This window comes from Clostridium sp. FP1 (assembly GCF_011065975.2).
Taxonomy (GTDB): Bacteria; Bacillota; Clostridia; order Clostridiales; family Clostridiaceae; genus Clostridium_AD; species Clostridium_AD tagluense.
In genome coordinates, this window is the sequence record NZ_JAAMNJ020000001.1 from 3,928,125 (window position 1) to 3,948,292 (window position 20,168).

15 protein-coding genes and 1 other annotated feature (1 of these 16 only partly in view) are annotated in these 20,168 nt (G+C 32.2%); all 15 genes read right to left on the minus strand.

Annotation, left to right across the window (positions count from 1 at the left end; genetic code table 11):
* Positions 1 to 374: 374 nt before the first annotated feature.
* Positions 375 to 2,741, minus strand: coding sequence for an ATP-dependent DNA helicase (locus G9F70_RS19070; protein ID WP_164946515.1), 2,367 nt, complete (start codon positions 2,739 to 2,741; stop codon positions 375 to 377).
* A gap of 23 nt (positions 2,742 to 2,764) precedes the next feature.
* Positions 2,765 to 4,696: an ABC-F family ATP-binding cassette domain-containing protein gene (locus G9F70_RS19075; protein ID WP_164946516.1), complete on the minus strand. Its 1,932-nt coding sequence runs from the start codon at positions 4,694 to 4,696 to the stop codon at positions 2,765 to 2,767.
* Between the two features lie 158 nt (positions 4,697 to 4,854).
* A complete protein-coding gene (locus G9F70_RS19080) occupies positions 4,855 to 5,058 on the minus strand; it encodes a hypothetical protein (protein WP_164946517.1) in 204 nt (67 codons plus the stop codon).
* Between the two features lie 23 nt (positions 5,059 to 5,081).
* On the minus strand, positions 5,082 to 6,047 hold the full coding sequence (locus G9F70_RS19085; protein WP_164946518.1) for an ABC transporter ATP-binding protein: 966 nt from the start codon (positions 6,045 to 6,047) through the stop codon (positions 5,082 to 5,084).
* Positions 6,048 to 7,025, minus strand: coding sequence for an ABC transporter ATP-binding protein (locus G9F70_RS19090; RefSeq protein ID WP_125004360.1), 978 nt, complete (start codon positions 7,023 to 7,025; stop codon positions 6,048 to 6,050).
* A 10-nt stretch (positions 7,026 to 7,035) separates the two neighbouring features.
* The gene (gene opp4C / locus G9F70_RS19095; protein ID WP_164946519.1) at positions 7,036 to 7,953 is read right to left on the minus strand and encodes an oligopeptide ABC transporter permease; all 918 of its coding nucleotides are present in this window, start codon (positions 7,951 to 7,953) and stop codon (positions 7,036 to 7,038) included.
* 11 nt (positions 7,954 to 7,964) lie between these two features.
* Positions 7,965 to 8,927, minus strand: a complete 963-nt coding sequence (locus G9F70_RS19100) for an ABC transporter permease (RefSeq protein ID WP_164946520.1) — start codon at positions 8,925 to 8,927, stop codon at positions 7,965 to 7,967.
* A gap of 70 nt (positions 8,928 to 8,997) precedes the next feature.
* Positions 8,998 to 10,713, minus strand: a complete 1,716-nt coding sequence (locus G9F70_RS19105; RefSeq protein ID WP_164946521.1) for an ABC transporter substrate-binding protein — start codon at positions 10,711 to 10,713, stop codon at positions 8,998 to 9,000.
* Between the two features lie 653 nt (positions 10,714 to 11,366).
* Entirely contained in the window at positions 11,367 to 13,001 is a 1,635-nt protein-coding gene (locus G9F70_RS19110) for a S41 family peptidase (RefSeq protein WP_164946522.1), read from the minus strand.
* Between the two features lie 260 nt (positions 13,002 to 13,261).
* The gene (locus G9F70_RS19115) at positions 13,262 to 13,984 is read right to left on the minus strand and encodes an amino acid ABC transporter ATP-binding protein (protein WP_164946523.1); all 723 of its coding nucleotides are present in this window, start codon (positions 13,982 to 13,984) and stop codon (positions 13,262 to 13,264) included.
* On the minus strand, positions 13,977 to 14,627 hold the full coding sequence (locus tag G9F70_RS19120) for an amino acid ABC transporter permease (RefSeq protein WP_164946524.1): 651 nt from the start codon (positions 14,625 to 14,627) through the stop codon (positions 13,977 to 13,979). Before G9F70_RS19120 ends, G9F70_RS19115 begins: the two co-directional genes overlap by 8 nt.
* Before the next feature lie 34 nt (positions 14,628 to 14,661).
* Positions 14,662 to 15,480, minus strand: a complete 819-nt coding sequence (locus G9F70_RS19125) for a transporter substrate-binding domain-containing protein (protein WP_164946525.1) — start codon at positions 15,478 to 15,480, stop codon at positions 14,662 to 14,664.
* Between the two features lie 255 nt (positions 15,481 to 15,735).
* Positions 15,736 to 16,335: a cell division protein ZapA gene (locus G9F70_RS19130; protein ID WP_164946526.1), complete on the minus strand. Its 600-nt coding sequence runs from the start codon at positions 16,333 to 16,335 to the stop codon at positions 15,736 to 15,738.
* Between the two features lie 157 nt (positions 16,336 to 16,492).
* Complete coding sequence (pheT, locus tag G9F70_RS19135) at positions 16,493 to 18,871, minus strand: phenylalanine--tRNA ligase subunit beta (RefSeq protein ID WP_164946527.1); 2,379 nt, start codon at positions 18,869 to 18,871, stop codon at positions 16,493 to 16,495.
* Positions 18,872 to 18,961: 90 nt separating this feature from the next.
* Entirely contained in the window at positions 18,962 to 19,981 is a 1,020-nt protein-coding gene (pheS, locus tag G9F70_RS19140) for a phenylalanine--tRNA ligase subunit alpha (protein ID WP_164946528.1), read from the minus strand.
* Between the two features lie 75 nt (positions 19,982 to 20,056).
* Positions 20,057 to 20,168: a binding site (T-box leader), on the minus strand (it continues 104 nt past the right edge of the window).

Sequence of the window (20,168 nt, forward strand, 5' to 3'; positions counted from 1 at the left end):
TTTTTAAAAATTCTATTGACTATTTGTGTTAATCATGCTATTCTTAAAATAGGAAATAAGTCGAATAACAACAATAGTAAGCCACTAAAGATAAAACTTATTTCGATATAAACTTACAAATATTAAAATCCCCCAAAAACAAAAGATAAATGGAAACTACTTATTTTTTATATTTAACAATGATGGTGATTATTTGTTCTAATATTTAAACTAACAAACAAAAAAAAATATTATCGTATTCGTAGTTGTAAATATCTTATATTGATGTAGATATATTTGTAGCAGTTATAAATATTTAGTTTCCTTTTCTTTATCCCCCCCATGTACTCAGTAAATTAAAAAGAACTTGAGCAAATGCTCAAGTTCTTTTTAATTTACTCCCAAAATTCACAAACCTTTTTTCTTGCATCTTCACTACTATTTATTTTGATAAAACCATCCCATTGCTTCGGAAACAGTCGTCTATATCTCTGCTCTAGAAATCTATCATCTATTAAAAGAACCGTACCTCTATCTTCCTCCGTTCTAATTACCCTTCCTGCTGCCTGTAGTACTTTATTCATTCCTGGATACATATAGGAATATTCATATCCGCAATTGCTTTTTTTATCATAGTATTCCACAATAATTTCTTTTTCAAAGCAAATCATAGGGAGTCCTACCCCAATTACTATTGCACCAATCAGCCTGTCACCTTTTAAATCAATTCCTTCCGAAAATATACCACCTAAAACTCCAAAGCCTAAAATATTTTCAGAGTCCACATTATTAAAATTTTGGAGAAAAGCTTCTCTTGCATCTTCAGTCATAAAATTAGTTTGAATCCTTACTTTAATTTGTGGATATTTCAGAACAAACATATCACTCACGACCTCCATATACTTATAAGAAGGAAAAAACACCATATAATTCCCATTTTTAGCGCTTATTACAGCATATATGTATTCTACTATTTTGGAGTAACTATTTTCTCTATATTTATATTTAGTAGAAATATTCTTAGCTATCATTACTTTAAGGTTTTTTTTATGGAATGGAGAATCTAAAGTTAGATGGTAATCTTCCTTTTCTCCACCCAAAATTTCTTTAAAGTATAATAAGGGTAGCAGAGTTGCAGAGAAAAACACCACTGATTTCCCTCTTTTCGCTGCCTCTCTTAAAAGCTTGGATGGATCGAGGCAAAACATCTTTAACACTACATCATCTTCAGTACACTCTACATAGGTTATATACTTATCATCATAAAGTTCAGATATGCGAATAAAGCTCAAGGAATTAAAATACAAATCCAAAAATTTATCATACACTTCAGACTTTTCATTTTTTGTCAGCCATATTTCTAGTATTTTAGTAAGTTTATTAAGAAGATTATATATATCCTCAGGCTGAGAATTTTGTTTATAATATCCATCTTCATTGCACATTTTTTTCATACTAAGCATAAGTGCATTTAACTTGTTCAAAACTTTATATAAGTTATCCTGGCGACCTTTTATTTCTTTTTTTAACTCTAGAAGTGGCTTTTTATGAAACTCGCAAGAAAACATTTCACGAGCCCTATCCACTAGGTTATGAGCTTCATCAACCAAAATAGTATAATCTCCGCTATTATCCATAAAGAATCTCTTTAAATAAACTCTAGGGTCAAACACATAATTATAATCGCATATAACACAATCAGACCATATTGTTAGATCCAATGAAAATTCAAAGGGACAAATATTATATTTATTTGAATAAATCTCAATTACCTCTCTACTAAATGTATTTTCATTCTCTAGAATGTCCTGTAGAGCCTCATTAACTCTGTCAAAATGCCCTTTTGCAAATTTACATTGCTCAGGATTACAGGCACTCCCCTTACTAAAACATATCTTATCCTTTGCTGTTATTGTAATAGTCTTGAATTTAAGTCCATTATCCTTCATTTTATGAAAGGCATCCTGGGCAACTTGCCTTGTTATAGTTTTGGCTGTTAAGTAAAAAATTTTTGAAGTATATCCTTCTCCCATGGCTTTAACCGCTGGAAACAGAGTAGATATAGTTTTACCTACTCCAGTGGGGGCTTGCAAAAACATTTTCTTGTGTTCTACCACTGTCTTATATACAGAAACAGCCAGTTCCCTCTGACCTTCCCTGTAAGTATCAAAAGGAAATTTCAAATCTTTTATGCCGATGTCTCTCGCCTTATTCCAATCACTAGTAATATTTGCCCATATAAAATAGCTAGAAATAATTTCATTAAAGAATTCTTGGAGTTCTTTAATTGAAAAGGCTTTAATAAATCTCTTGATTTTTTCACTATCTATTTCATAATATGTTAATTGCACATACATATCCTTACGGTTATTTTGAATCCCATATATATATGCATAGCACTTTGCTTGAGCCCAATGAAGACTATTGTAATCCTCATGGAGCAATTCTAAATCTTTAGTAACTGTTTTGATTTCATCTATAGTAACCTCATTATCTTTTATTAGAATACCATCAGCACGCCCATCAATTATAATATTGCCACCATTGTATGGTACAATATGCTTTAAGCTTACTTCAGAGGAATATTCTTCTCCAAGAAATACAGAATATTTTTCTCTATTTTCCTTCTGAATTTTCTGGTGTGCTTTAGTACCCTCTACAGCTCGACTGCTGCCCATAAACCTCATATCTAAATCCCCTGCACGCATTACAAACTCTACTAAATTGCGCACTGATATTTTTATATCTCTATTTTTCTCCATAAGTTTTACCTTCTTAATAACTTTTAGTTGTTTTTCTGCGCCTCTATTTCCTCATCTAATTCATTTAGATATGTCCATCTTGTAATGTAGTGTTCAATTTCAGCTTCTATATTCTTTTGCTGCTCAACTAGTTTCTGCAAAAATTCAAAATCACTACTTCCAGCATTGATTTTTTTATTAACTTCTTCTAGCTGCTTTTCTTTTTCCTCAATTCTATCGTCAATTTCATCAAATTCCTTCTGCTGCTTAAAAGTAAACTTCAAAAGCTTATTTTCTTTAATTTCCTCAGTTTTACTGCTTTCCGTCCCTACACTTATACTTTTTTGCTCTTCTTTATCTTCGTCTATTAAATTCGGATTTTTTTCTATATATTCTTTATACTCAGAATAATTGCCTACAAATTGAATTATCTTTTCATTTCCCTCAAAGCTGAATATTTTATCAGAAACTCTATCTAAAAAGTATCTATCATGAGATACAGTTATAACCACACCATTAAATCCATCTAAATAATCTTCAAGTACTGCTAGAGTTTGAATATCGAAGTCATTAGTTGGCTCATCTAAGAACAGTACATTTGGAGCTTCCATAAGAATTCTTAATAAGTATAATCTTCTTTTTTCCCCACCAGATAAACTTGAAATAAAAGAGTGCTTTGTAGTTCCATCAAATAAAAATCTCTCAAGCATTTGAGAAGCTGTAATTTGCTCTCCATCGCCTGTAGTTATATATTCTGCCCCTTCGCGAATGTACTCTATAGCACGCAGTTTCTCATTCATCTCACCATTTTCTTGATGGAAGAAGCCAATTTTCAATGTTTCGCCCCATTCCACAACCCCTGAATCCTGACTTATGATTCCACTTAGAATATTCATAAGCGTAGACTTCCCTATACCATTAGGTCCTATAATACCTACTTTATCTCTCCTTGTAAAAATATGACTAAAATTACTAATTAATTTCTTGTCACCATAGGCTTTATAAATATTTTCTACATTAATAATCTTTTTCCCAAGCCTAGTGGATGCTGAAGATAATTCTAACTTTTCGTTTGTTACCTCAACTTTTCCATCGCGAAGCTCATCAAAACGGTCAATTCTTGCCTTTTGCTTAGTAGTTCTAGCTTTTGCTCCACGCCTTATCCAAGCTAGTTCCTTTTTAAATAAACTCTGTCTTTTCCTCTCTAGTGAATCCATTAAAGCCATTCTTTCAACTTTCTTTTCCAAAAACACACTATAATTCCCCTGGTAACTATATAGATTTCCCGCGTCCAGTTCAATAATTTTATTTGTAATTCTATCTAAAAAATATCTATCATGAGTAATCATAAGTAATGCACCTTTTCTACTATTTAAAAATTTCTCAAGCCAATCTATTATTTTATTATCCATATGATTGGTAGGCTCATCTAAAATTAATAAATCCGAGGGAGTAATTAGAGCACTACATAGAGCCACTCTTTTTCTTTGTCCCCCTGAAAGGTTGCCTATCCGCTGCTTAAAATCGGTTATTCCAAGCTTTGTAAGTATTATTTTAGCTTCATTTTGAACCTCCCATCCATTACATGCATCCATCTTAGTGTTAAGGTTCATCAAAACATTTTGAACGGACTCATCCTCTGGATTTTCCTCCATTTTTTCTATAGCTACTTCATATTCGCGTATAACCTTCATAACATCAGTTTCACTTTTAAAAATTTGCTCAAGCACTGTAGCCTCTGGGTCAAATTCAGGATTTTGAGGTAAATATTCTATATTTACCTTATTTCCCTTTAAAATTCTTCCGGCGCCCGGAACTTCAAGTCCAGCTATTATTTTTAGAAATGTGGATTTTCCCGTACCATTTACTCCGATTAATCCAATTTTATCGCCATCGCTTATACCAAGTGATGCTTTATTAATGAGTACTCTCTCACTATAACTTTTACTCACTTCTTCTATTGTTAATATATTCATATAAGTACCACCCTTTTCATGTTATAACTTTATACCTTAATTATAACCAAATAAACACCCCAGTGATAGTGTAAATTTGCAGATGGCAAATTTACACTACTACTGGGGTCTATTCCTTTAAAATCTAGAGTTTTTTATGGATTCAAAGTTACCTATTATTAATTTCGAATCCATACTTTCATTATAATAAATAACAATAGACTCATAACTAATGCAGCCACAAGCATTATAGGCATCAATATCTGAAATTGTGCTATAACAATGGCTACAATGTCCCTCCAACCTACAGCTTGATTTTTCTCCAAATCATTACATCGTAAATCATCAGCTTTTATCCTTTCTATTTCTGTTCCCTTTGTCATACATTTATCCCCCTTGTTAAATTTTACAGTAAATGACAAGCTACAAAGTGTTCTCCCCCTACATTTTTATATTGTGGGCATTCTTCACTACATTTTTTCATAGCATAAGAGCAGCGGGTATGAAATTTGCAGCCTGATGGTGGATTTGCGGGGCTTGGTATATCACCCTTCAGTATAATTCTTTCTCTCTTTAATGTTGGATCAGGCAATGGTACAGCAGATAATAATGCCTTTGTGTATGGATGAAGCGGATTATTGTACAATTCATTTTTTGGTGCGAGTTCCACCAAAGAACCTAGGTACATGACCCCTATTCTGTTACTAATATGTTTTACTACACTTAAATCGTGTGAAATAAACAAATATGAAAATCCCATTTTTTCTTGAAGATCACACATTAAATTTACTATTTGAGATTGAATAGACACATCTAGTGCAGATACAGGTTCATCTGCAACTATAAATTCAGGATTTAATATAAGAGCTCTTGCTATTCCTATTCTTTGCCTTTGGCCACCTGAAAATTCATGGGGATATCTTCTTATATGATAAGGCGCAAGGCCACAAATTTCTAGTACCTCTTGAACTCTAGCAGTGATTTCACTCTTAGGTAATATTGCATGATCTATTAGTGCTTCTCCAACTATTTGCCCTATAGTAAGTCTTGGATTAAGAGAACTATATGGGTCTTGGAAAATTATTTGCATCTTAGGTCTTATATTTCTTAAATCTTTTTTTGAAAGTTCAAATACATTTTTATCTTTAAAATATACATCCCCTTCTGTTTTATTTAGAAGTCTCAACATAGTTCTGCCAACTGTAGTTTTACCACAGCCAGATTCCCCAACTAGGCCCAAGGTTTCTCCTTTATTTATATATAGAGATACTCCATCTACAGCTTTAACAAAGCCCACAGTCTTTTGAAGTATTCCACCTCGAATGGGAAAATATGTTTTTAAATTTTCTACTCTAACTATTGCCTCGCCCACTTACTTCCCCTCCTCATATAAAAAACAAGCTACCTTATGTCCTGGTGTTATCTCTTTAATAGGTGGTTGCTGCTTTCTACAAATATCCATAGTTTTCGAACACCTTGCACAAAAATAACATTCTTCTGGCATATTAATTGGGTTTGGAACTTGTCCAGGTATTGAATATAATCTATCCACATCTTCATTCAGCGAAGGTTTAGATTTCATTAATCCTTCAGTATATGGATGCATGGGATTCTTAAATAACTCAATTACAGGTGCTTCCTCAATAACCTTACCAGCATACATAACCACTACATATTCTGCCATTTCAGCTATTACTCCAAGGTCGTGAGTAATGAGCATTATTGAAGTATTAAGTTTTTTCTTTAAATCCTTCATAATATCAAGTATTTGTGCTTGAATTGTTACATCTAATGCAGTTGTTGGCTCATCTGCTATTAAAAGTTTTGGATTGCAAGACACTGCCATTGCAATCATTGCCCTTTGGCGCATACCTCCGCTAAGCTCATGGGGATAGCACTCAACTATTTCTTCTGCTCTTGGTACTCCAACTAGCTTTAACATTTCTATTGCCTTTTCCTTAGCTTGTATCTTATTCAACTTTTGATGAAGCAGAATTACTTCTTCTATTTGATACCCTATAGTAAATATAGGGTTTAAGGAGGTCATAGGTTCTTGAAATATTACCGCTATATCATTGCCCCTAATTGCCCTCATTTCATCATCTTTAAGCTCTAATATCTTTTTATCTTCAAATATAATTTCGCCCCCAACTATTTTCCCTGGTGGAGAAGAAACTAATCTCATTATAGACATTGCTGTAACGCTTTTACCACAACCTGATTCTCCAACAACTCCTATTATTTCACCTTTCTTAATATTAAAACTAACATCGTCAACGGCTTTTACAATACCATCCTCTGTATAAAAATAAGTTTTCAGATTTTTTATTTCAACTAAATTATTACCCATTATATGCCTCCTAAACTTTTAGTTTTGGATCGATGGCATCCCGAAGTCCATCTCCAAATAAATTTATACCCATTACTGTTAAGAAAATGCATATACCAGGAGGCGCCCAAATCCAAGGTTTAAATTGTAATATATATGAGTTATTAACTGCTTGAACCATTTGACCCCACGATGGTGTTGGTGGCGTAACCCCAAGTCCTAGAAAACTCAATGTTGATTCTGTTAAAATTGCACCACCGATACCCAAAGTAGCTGAAACTATAATAGACGCAAAGGTATTGGGTAATAAATGACTAAATATTTTTCGCCTATCCTTAAGGCCTAAAGCTTCTGCAGCCTGCATAAATTCCTGTTCCCTAAGGGATAATATTTGGCCACGAACAATACGACAAAGACCCGGCCATCCAATGAATCCTATAATAAACATAACTACGTACATCCTATACTCTGGGGGAACTTTTAAATCTGACATTACTGCTGCCAGCATTATAAGTAGTGGAAGTCCTGGAAAACATAAAAATATATCAACTATTCTCATTATTATCCCATCCACTATCCCACCATAAAAACCTGCTATTCCGCCTAATACACTTCCAATTAGCACTTCAACAAACACAGCAAGTATTCCTACAGAAAGAGAGATTCTACCTCCATACATTACTCTTACTAAAACATCTCTTCCTACATCATCCGTACCCAATAAATGTTTGAAAGATGGGTTGGCTGATACATTAAATAAATCTATACTTTCCATTTTATAAGATGATATTAACGGTCCAATGAAAGACATAAGTATCATAAAAGTCAGTATATACATTCCAAACATAGCTAGTTTATTTTTCTTTAATCTTTTCTTTATTATCTTCCAAGGGCTCAAAATTTCTTCTTTTTTTACTTGTTTAACTTCTGGTTTCAATTCTAGTTGCATTTTGACACCTCCTATTTAAGCCTTATTCTCGGATCCACTACGGCATACGTAACATCTGCAATTAAATTTCCAAACAAAGTTAATATTGCAAATAAGATATTTATCCCCATCATCAGTGGATAATCCCGTCCACTTACTGCACCGATATCTATAGGTCCTATGCCTGGCCAGCCAAAAATGCTTTCTGTAATAAATGCTCCAGAAAATAATGCTGGAAGCCAAAATCCAAGTAGTGTAATAACAGGAATCATCCCATTTTTAAGAGCATGTTTATATATAACAACTTTTTCCTTAAGGCCTTTAGCTCTAGCAGTCCTTATGTAATCCTGCCTTATTACCTCTAGCATACTAGATCTTGTGTATCTCATAAGCCCTGCAACACTCCCTAAGGTAAGCACAATTAGTGGCAGTATCATATGACGAGCTATATCTAGGGCATGGGTTATACCTACTGCGGTACTTCCGGCTGTGCTCATACCCGAAACTGGTAACACTAACAAATCCACCGCAAAGACTTTGATAAGAAGCATTCCAAAAAAGAAGGAGGGCATTGAAATGCCTATCAGGGCAAATATGGTGAAAAATCCATCAAACTTGGAATACTGTTTAGTAGCAGAAATTACTCCAATTGGAATTGAAATTAATACACTTAATATTAATGAGAGTATAGATAGATAAAAGGTATTCCAAATATATGTGTTCATAACTTTTCCTACTGGTTGTTTAAATGTGGTAGATTCGCCCAAATCACCATGGAGCATTCCACCTGCCCACCTAAGATATTGCTTGTACACTGGTAGATCTAGTCCCATTTGGTGTCTTAATTCTTGTTTTCTTTCTGGTGTTAAATGTCCATCCATTTTCCCTGTTAATGCATCACCTGGTGCCAACTGCAATATGAAAAATATTACTATAGATACCCCTATTAAAACAGGTATCATTTGCAGCAATCTTCTGGTTATATACTGCCTCATGATAATCCCCCTTTATAAACTATGCTTGGATTTAACCAAGCATAGTAAAATATATTAATAATTTTTTTACCTATTTAGCCTTAGGCACAATTAATTCTGCCTTTGCAATTTGATGTGTAAACTTAATATATGGGGATAAGTCCATACCTTTAACTCTTGAACTTACAGCCCACATTTCTTTACTTTGATCCATAAAAATGTATGGGAGCTCTTCATTAACAATTTTTAGCCATTCTCCATATAATTTTTTTCTTTCTTTCAAGTCTGTAGTTTTAAGAGCTTCACTCATCAATTTATCACTTTCTGCATTTTTCCAACTTCCAGCATTATATCCACCTAATTCTGCTTGTTTAGAAGCAAATATTCCTGATGGGTCAGGATCAATACTTAAACTCCAGGACATATTATACATTTCAAATTTTTGTTCATCAAAAACCTTTGTACTCAAAGTGTTGAATTCCATTAATTCAGGAATAACATCTATTCCTATAGCCTTCCAATTGTCTTTTACTATTGGAATTAACATTTCAACGTATTTACTTCCTTGATAAGTCATCCAATGAATTTCAAATTTTTTGCCATCCTTATATCTAAAGCCATCATCTTTTTTAAGCCATCCTGCAGCTTCTAATAATTGATTTGCTTTTTCAGGATTATATTCATATTTGTTTATATCCTCAGTATATGCCCAAGAAACTCTTGACATAGGCACATTGCACACATCAGCATAACCCTTATATCTAGCATCTATAAATCCTTTTCTATTAAGTCCATAAGCAAGTGCTTGACGTACTTTCTTATCTTTGAATTTTTCATTTTTAAGGTTTAAACCTATAAACCCATATCCATTTTCAGGATAAAGTTGCATATTTATAAATCCTTTACCTTGAAGCATTTGAATATTTTCTGGTGCAGCTGGAATTCTATCCATATCTACTTCACCAGCAGATAACCCTTGAATATTAGTTTGGGCAGTAGTAACCTTTAAGATTACCTTGTCAATCTTAGCTACGCCATCCCAATAGCTTGGATTTTTTTCAAAGTCAGCTTCTTGTCCTGCCTTATAATTTTTAAAAACATATGGACCACATCCCATAGGTTTTAAGAATAAATCCTTTATTTTTTTAATATCACCTTTTTCAAAGTTGTAGTAGCTCTTGCACATAATTCCTGTTCCAAAATCTGAACTAAGTGCTGGAGCTTTTACTTCAGTTTCAGTGAAGGAAATTGTATAATCGTCTATAATCTTTATACCTTCAACAGTTTTAGCCTCTCCCTTATGATACTCTTTATATCCAACTAATTTGTCTACAGAGTCTGACCTTGAGCCATCATACTTTGGGTCACAAATAGATGTAAAAGTAAATTCAACATCCCTCGCCGTTAATTTTTCTCCATTACTAAATTTAATGTCTTTGTTTAAATGGAAAGTATAGGTTTTACTATCTTTTGAAATCTCCCATTTTTTAGCTACTTTCCCTATAGGATTTCCTTGAACATCATTTGACATTAACCCATCAAACACCATATCAGTAACATAACTATCATCTACTGTACTTGCATATATTGGATTGAATTTCCCTTCTGGTGCTGCAAAACCAATAATTAAAGTATCTTTTCTGTCTCTTGCTGTAGGTGGCAATTTTTCTGGATTTGTAGCAGCTAAAACTTCTGATGCTTTTAAATCCTTTCCCGCTCCTGCAGAACTGCTTTTACCACAACCTGAAAGTATTAGAGTCATTGACATGGCTAAACTTAAAAATCCAGCAACTTTTCTTTTCAACATTTTTTCCCCCTTTTATTTTATAAACTTTTGAGGTTTTAATATAACCCCTTTATATTTGCAAGTATATTTCTAATATTTTTTTCCAATATATTTACTATCTTTTACGTGAACTTTTTTGGAAATAAAACATATTAAAAATATAACTTAAGGCAAATCATTAAAAATATAGTAAAGTACCTTAATTAAGGACTTCAGAATGATGCTTATACACCACTAAATTTTCCCTACCCATATAATTATATGGGTTAGAGTTAATTTAATGTTATGGTTTTCTAATTTAAATAAATTATAGTATCTTTCCTATAAAATGGCAATATTTTTTGTTCGACTTATATTTCTTCTTGTTTTTTTTATATTTTTTTGCAAAATAATAGTCTTTTATACAAAATTTAGTCACAGTATTGTATAAATAATAAATTTGCAAATAGAAGTTATATTCTTACAAATTCGCTTGTTAAATTTCTTTTTTTTAACTACCTATCAATAAAGCCTTGTAACATCTATCCTGGCATAGGTTTTAGCAAAATTGACTAATAAAAAAAAGACTCACAATTTTTTTAAAATTGTGAGTCTTTCTGGAATATATCCTCGGCCTTATATTTTTTGTTTGTTAAAGTTTTAAATCTTATACTCTTTTTTTTAAAAATTCTATTTTAAGGTACTATATATTTAATTACAGTACCTTGTTTTATTTTTTTTCCACTTATATCCCGTACACTATCATTGACTACTAGATAATATGTTTGTCCTTTTTTTAATTGTTCATTAGGCGTTACTATTACTGTATTATTATTAATATCTAATTTTATTGGAATTCTTTTTCCTGTAATCTCATCCATAAGCTCAATTCCTTGTGACTTTATACTATCAACCTCTATAGGCATATTAAAATTAATGGTAAAATGCTTATCTACATTTATGTCCTTTTTTAAGTGACTTAATATTTTATAATTTGAAAAACCAGAGAGAATTTTATTACTTGACTGTTCACTCGTAATTTTTTCCCAACCTGCAATAGTTCCCAGGTAATTATTATTTAGTGAATTCTTACTTAGTATGTAAGTAAATGCAGTCCAATATTCCTCACTTCTAGCCATTTTAAGATCAATATAAAACTTTTTGCTATCAATATCAATTCTCATATATCCACTTTTGTCTTCTGGCACAGTTGTACTACTTAGTAGTAAATTTGCTACCTTCAAAGAGTCGACCTTTTCATCCTTTACTTCAAAATCTGGAGATACTCCAGTCTTATGAATTATATTTCCATAAGGTGAGTAAAACTTTTCCACAGTAAGCTTAAGGACGCTACCATCAGACAATGGAAACATTTGTTGAGCAACTCCTTTTCCATAGGTTGTTGTGCCTATAAAAACAGCCTTGTCATAATCCTTAACAGCAGCTGCTAATATTTCTGATGCACTAGCCGAATATTGATTTATTAAAAAAATAACAGGCTTTTCTATTAGTTTTCCATGACCTTTAGCTTTGTATTTATATTTGCCTCCAAGTTTATCCTCTATAATAATTGCGGGTGCACCCCCAATAAAATGACCTGCTATATCTAGCGCTGTGCCCATATAGCCACCACCATTATACCTTAGGTCTATAATGTAGCTGCTGGCTCCCAGCTGGCTCATTTTATTTACGGCTGCTGAAAACAAATCACCAGTATCCTGTCCAAAAGACACAATAGATATATATGCTACCTTACCTGGTAGCATTCCACTACTTACAGTTGGTGACTTTATTTCTCTACGCTGAATGTTAAAATTTAGTGCTGTGCCATCTCTTTGCACTACTAACTTCACATAAGTACCGGTTTCACCCTTTATATATTTTATTGCTTCCTCAGCAGACGGAATTCCGACTAAATTGTTGTTATCTGCTTGTACTATAATATCTCCCACCTTAAGTCCCGCCTCTATTGCTGGAGAATTCTCAATAACCCTAGACACTCTTATTCCTTGTGGCAGCATATCAATTCCAACACCTATTCCACTAAATGTATTGTTTATGCTCCCTACAAACTCAGAATACTCCTTCTTTGCAAAGTAATCAGAATAGGGATCATTAAGTCTCTTCACCATTTCAGTTAAATCTGGTGCATCTAATACGTAATCTGATACTGTATTTACATAGTTCGTTTCTAATACTTTTTTACCTTCTTCTAGTACTGTAGGTTGAGCTAGTACTTTTGCATAAATGGGGTTTAGAAATAATATTATTAGGAATACACTTAATACCTTTTGAAACTTTTTCATATTTATAAACGATTGCTTTTTCATATCCTCTCTCCTGTCAAATAATGATTTTACCTTTGGTGCTGTAATATTAATTGTCTTTATAATCCAATGAATAGTTACAAATCTATAATACTACAATATAGATTAAGTGGCTATAAGTAATAAATTATAATCTTCAAGGTTAAATCATATAGAAGTCTGTCCAATAGCATATATTGAATTCTACAGGATCTTACTTTATATAATAAAAATTAAAAAAAGAGAACTATCTCTAGTTCCCTTTAATATATGAAGCTTTAAAACTATAAAATTTTTGCTAAAAACTCTTTTGTCCGCTGATTTGTTGGATTATTAAAAACTTCCTCAGGAGTTCCATCTTCAACAATATATCCATTGTCCATAAATAGCACCCTACTTCCCACTTCTTTCGCAAATCCCATTTCATGAGTTACAACTATCATAGTCATACCCTCCACAGCGAGACTCTTCATAACCTCAAGCACTTCTCCTACCATTTCAGGATCTAGAGAAGATGTTGGCTCATCAAATAGCATTACATCTGGCTTCATAGCAAGAGCTCTAACAATTGCTATTCTTTGTTTTTGCCCTCCTGATAATTGAGCTGGGTAACTACTCGACTTATCTTCCAGTCCAACTTTTTCAAGCAGTTCAAAAGCTAATTTTTCTGCACTTTGTTTTGAAAATTTTTTAACCTTAATAGGTGAAAAAGCTATGTTATCTAGTATTGTCATATGGGGAAAAAGATTAAACCCTTGAAAAACCATACCCATCTTCTGCCTTTGGATATCAACATTATTATGTTTACTTATTATCGAAACCTCTTGAAAATATATTTCACCAGAAGTTGGCTGTTCAAGTAAATTCAAGCATCTTAAAAAAGTGCTTTTACCTGAACCGCTTGGACCAATAACTACCACAACTTCTCCTTTTTTAACATGAATATCAATACCCTTAAGCACTTGCAATTTTCCAAAATCTTTCTTTAAGTTACAAACTTTAATCACTGATTTTCAACCTCGCTTCCACACGCTTCATGAATTTAGAAAGTGTAAATGTCATAACAAAATACATAAAAGCTGAAATTAGCAATGGCTCAAAAGGCTTAAATATATTTCCTCTTACAGTATCTGCGTTATAAGATAACTCATGAATTCCTATTATGGAAACTATAGAAGATTCCTTAATAATTACTATAAATTCATTTCCTAGCACTGGTATTATAGTCTTAACGGCTTGTGGAATTATAATATTTACCATAGCCATATTATAAGACATGCCCAGTGACCTAGCCGCTTCCATTTGTCCCTTATCAATAGAATTTATTCCTCCACGAATAATTTCTGCTACATAAGCAGAACTATTTATAGAAAGAGCAATAATACCCGCTACCATATCTGGTAATTCTACACCAACATAAGGCAAGCCATAAAAAATTATATATAACTGCACTAAAACTGGTGTTCCGCGAATAATCTCAATATATGTGGATGCAATCATGTTTAAAATCACACTTTTAGATATTTTCATTAGTGCAAAAATAGTCCCACCTATAACTCCAAGTAACACAGAAAAAAATGCAATTATTAACGTAAATTTAGCACCATTTATAAAAAACATGTAGTATTCACTTAAAAATGAAAAATCCATATAATCCTCTTCTCCTATAATTCATATAATTTTTTTAATATTCTGCACCTTTATTAGCATCTTCAACTAATTTATCAATGGTTTTATCCTTAATTAACTTAGTAATAGTAGTATTTATTGAACCTACTAACTCTTCATTACCTTTTTTTACTGCCACTGCGGAGCCCTCTTCTTTTGTTTTAAGCTGTACTTTTGATAATGTTAGAGAAGAATTTTGATTCACGTATGCTTTTGCAACAGGAATCTCAACAATTACAGCATCTACTTTTTTAGTATTTAAAGACAGTATAAGGTCTGATACCTTCCCAAGTGGTTTTATCTCGGAAGTTGTAAGTTGCTCCTTTGCTAATTGTTCTTGCACTGCTCCCTTTTGAACTCCTACTTTTTTACTTTTTAAATCTCCTAAAGATTTAACGCTGCCAGCATCTTCACTTCTTATAACAACACATTGAATTGCTGTATAATAGGTCTTAGAGAAATCTACATTCTTCTTTCTCTCTTCTGTAGGCGTCATACCTGCCGCAACAAAATCTATGTTTCCTGTTTCTAAGGCAGCAAGCAGGCCATCAAACTTCATATCCTTTATTTCAAGCTTTACTCCTAAATCCTTTGCTACTTCTTTTGCTATTTCTATATCAAAACCCACAATTGTATCCTTGCCCTGGATTGATTTATGAAATTCATAGGGTGGATAATCTGCACTTGTACCAATTACTATTTTACCTTTTTCTTTAATGTTGTCTATCTTGGAAACCGCAGCTGATTGTTTTCCTTGTGAGCACGCAGATAAACTAAAGGCTATTAAAATTGTTACTATCATACTAATTATTTTTTTACTATTAATATTCTTCATATGTTATTCCCCCTTGTATATATATTACCTCTATAATAATACATTGTATTGCATAAATATGCAATATTTTTTTTAAACATTTATAAATTATCCGCATCACAAAGCACCCTAATCCTTTAAATTGTAAATATTTTATGAGTTTACACACAGTTTTTATAAGTTTTTTATTTGTTTATATCTTGTATATTTGTGTATATTATCACATAAAAAAAACCGCCTTTCGGCGATAATTTAACTGTATTATATGAAATTAATTTACTCTTTGTCCCTAGTTAAAAGCGGATTACTAATTTTTCTTTGTTTAGCTAAATTAATTTGGTATTCTATCAATTTGTTTTGCAAATCAATTATTTTGTACTTAGAAGATTGGAGCTTAAATCTCATGTCCTTGTTTTCCACTTTTATCTTTCTGTTTTCTTCAATACAAACCTTCGTAGACTCTTTCATTACTTGTAATTCTTGCCCAATCCTTATATTTTCTTGCTCTAAGGTTTTTACATACTCACCATTTTCTATATTTTTAAATTTATTGCACAATTCTTGATTATATGCTTCCATATGATTTAATTGTTTTTTAAAATCTTCTAATTGTGCAATAGATTCTTTATCATGTTTTTCTAAAGATTCGTTTTTATTTGAAAGTTCCTTGCAAAGTGAATGACTTTTAAACATATCATCGCCTAAATTTAAAGCAGTTAAAATTGCTGCTGAGGAAGTGCTAAGCTTTTCATTGTTACCGATTATGCTCTTTATTTTCTTATCCACATAGCTAGCTACCATATGTAAATATTCTTCTCTTTCGTCACCTTTTAAATTATATTCATTGCCGTTTATTTTTATTGTTACAACGTTCATCTAAAACACCCTCTTAGACAGATTAGTTATATTCATTGTACCACAATATATCTTTTAATAAAACCAATATTTTCAAATTAATTCACAGAATATTTCTTTAATGTTCCCACCAATGATAAAACCCCCTTATTTCTAAGAGGGTCTTAATCTAAGATTATTATCTAAGCTGCGCACCTAATTTATGTTCTAGAGTTCTTAATATTTTTTCGTGCACCTTGTTTACTTCTTCATCTGTTAAAGTCTTATCAACACGTCTATATACTATAGCATAGGCTATACTTTTTTTACCTTCAGCTATTTGTTTGCCCTTATACACATCAAATAACTTAGTACTTTCCAAAATATTTCCACCTTGCTTTACAATTATATCTTCAATGTCTTGAACTAGAACTTCCTCATCAACTATAAGTGCAATATCTCTTGTTACAGCAGGAAATTTTGGTAGTGCATTATATTTCTTATTTAAGTCAGCATATTTATATAGTATATCTAAGTTTAATTCTGCTATATAGCACCTTTGTTCCACTTCATAGTTCTCTGAAACGCTAGGATGAATTTCTCCAAGCACGCCTACAAGTTCTCTCTTTACATATAAATTTGAAGTTTTTCCAGGGTGATAAGTTGGATTCTCACTTTCTCTTTTAAATGAGATATTTTTTAATCCCAAACTATCTATTACATTTTCCACTACACCTTTTAAATCTAAATAATCAACATTCCCATACATTCCTATAGTTAATATGTTTCTTTCTTCTGGAAGCTTATCTGAATCCTCATTTGGTATATACACTTTGCCTATTTCAAATAATCTAGCTTCTTCATTATTTCTCGAGTAATTACGACCTAAACATTCCATCATAGATGCTATGGTTGTAGTTCTCATTATACTATAATCTTCTCCTAGAGGATTTTTTATAGTAACCACGTTTCTAAGCTTACTATCTTCTGGCACTAAAATTTTATTAAAAATTTTAGGACTTACAAAAGAATAGCTTATAGATTGATTAAGCGCACTGGAAGTTAAAGAAAGCACTACTTTATCTTCTAATTTTTGCTTTTCACTTTTTCCACTTTTTGAAGTGGCACAATTAGGCACCGTAGATGGTATATTGTCATAACCATATATTCTAGCTATTTCTTCGGCGATGTCTTCTCTTATATTAATATCAGATCTATTTGTAGGTACTTTTATAATTAAATAATCACCTTTTATTTCTGTAGCTAGTTCTAATCTATCCAAATATGTTTTCATATCACCCTTGGATATATCGGTTCCTAAAAAGCTATTAATCCAAGTTGCATCCACTTCTAAAGTATGATGTTTTAGAATTTTCGGATATACATCTATACATCCTTCCATTATTTCACCTGCACCTAATTCTTGTATTAAATTGCAAGCCCTATCCATAGCCATTTGGACCATATTAGGATCTAAATCTTTTTCAAATTTTGAAGATGCATCAGTTCTTAGTGATAATCTTTTAGAAGCAAGTCTAATATTTACTCCATCAAAGTTCGCACTCTCGAATATTATGCTTGTGCTATCTCCTTTAATTTCGGAATTTAAACCTCCCATTATGCCTGCAAGACCTATAGTTCTATCTCCATCTTTTATATTTAAAATGCTTTCATCTAATTCTCTTTCTACTTCATCCAAGGTAATAAATTTTTCGTTAGGATTAGCTCTTTCAATTACTATATTATTAGTAGTAATTTGCCTAGCATCAAAAGCATGCATAGGTTGACCAAGCTCTACCATAACAAAATTTGTAATATCCACTATGTTATTTATTGGTCTAATTTCTGCTTCTAAAAGTCTTTCTTGCATCCATTGTGGAGAAGGCTCTATTTTAACATTTTTTATACCTTTTAACATGTACCTTCTACAAAGTTCATCTTTAATATTAACCTTATAAATATCTTCCACATTGTCAGCTGCGGTAGCTTTATAATCAAGGGCTGGTTTTCTATATTCTATACCTAAAGTCGCAGCTGTTTCTCTAGCTATGCCTAGAACACTTAAGCAGTCTGGTCTATTTGAAGTTATTTCAAAGTCTATTAGTACACTTTGAAGCTTTAAAACTTCTTTTATGTCTTTCCCAATAGGAGTATCCCCTGGAAGTATCATTAAGCCATGAACAGGTTCATCCCCAGCAATTCCCAGTTCTTCCTCAGAACAGAACATGCCATTTGAAACTATACCACGAAGCTTACCTTTTTTTATTTTTAATCCTCCATGCAAACTTGATCCATGAAGTGCTACTGGTACAATATCTTGCTCTTTCATATTAGTAGCCGCCGTAACAATTTGTGTTGGAAGGTCTAATCCTATATTTACTTGACATATAACCAACGCGTCAGCATCTGGGTGTTTTACTATTTCTATTATTTTTCCTGTAACAACATTTTCAATTTCAGCACCTGATATAATAATCTCTTCTACTTTTGAACCAGACATAGTTAGTTTATCGGAAAGTTCCTTTGCTGAAATATTTATATCAACATAATCTTTAAGCCATTTAACTGGTACTTTCATTTTATATCCTCCTAGCATTGTATTTTTACTAAACACTTGTCAAGAGTTTAGCTTCTTGTATTCTTATAAGTAGTAATTATAACTTTATACTTAGAATTGTTTTAAAAATCTCATATCACTTTCATAAAGTGCTCTAATATCATCTATTCCGTATTTTAACATTGTAATTCTATCAAGACCAAATCCGAAAGCAAATCCACTATAAACTTCTGGATCAATTCCACAATTTCTTAAAACGTCTGGATGAACCATTCCGCAACCTAAAAGTTCTATCCAACCACTACCACTACAAACCTTGCAGCCTTTACCATTACACACAAAACAAGTAGCATCCATCTCAGCTGAAGGTTCTGTAAACGGAAAATGATGTGGTCTAAACTTCATTTCCATTTTATCGCCAAACATCTTTTTGGTAAATAGCTCTAAGGTTCCTTTTAAATCGGCAAAAGTAATACCCTTATCTACTATTAATCCTTCAATTTGATAAAATATTGGTGAATGAGTAGCATCTACTGCGTCTGATCTATAAACCTTACCAGGTGAAATCATTTTTATAGGTGGTTTCTGAGCTTCCATAGTTCTTATTTGTACTGGCGAGGTTTGAGTTCTTAAAACTATACTATCATTTATATAAAAGGTATCTTGCTCACCTCTTGCCGGATGATTTTTAGGTATGTTTAAAGCCTCGAAATTATAATAATCTCGCTCTACTTCAGGACCTTCTTCAATAGCGAATCCCATAGATAAAAATATATCATTAACTTTTTCAAGCGTTAGATCTAATGGATGTCTTTTCCCTACTATTTGTTTTTTTCCTGGCAATGATATGTCTATAATTTCACTTTTTAGCTTTGTTTCCACTTCATGTTTTTTAAATAAATCTGAGGCTTTAGTTATAAGTATTTCTATGTCTTCTCGAACTTCATTTGCTAATTTACCAACAATTGGTCTTTCCTCATTTGATAGCTTTCCCATGCCCCTTAATATTTGTGTTAATTCACCTTTTTTACCTAAATATTTAACTCTAATATTTTCTAAATCTGTTTTAATATTTGTTCCTTTTAGTTCTTGCAACGCTGCTGCTTTTATGGATTCTAACTTTTCCTTCATAATCAACACTCCTTTCATATTTATGCAATTTTTACATTTAATAATCTTTTATAAAACAAAAAAAACCGTCCACAATGAAGGGACGGAAAATCCGCGGTACCACCCTAATTGACTTAAATAAAAGTCCTCTTAGATAAAGTTATCGATTCTACCCGCTAAGCAACTACTTTATTTCGCTGCTAGAACT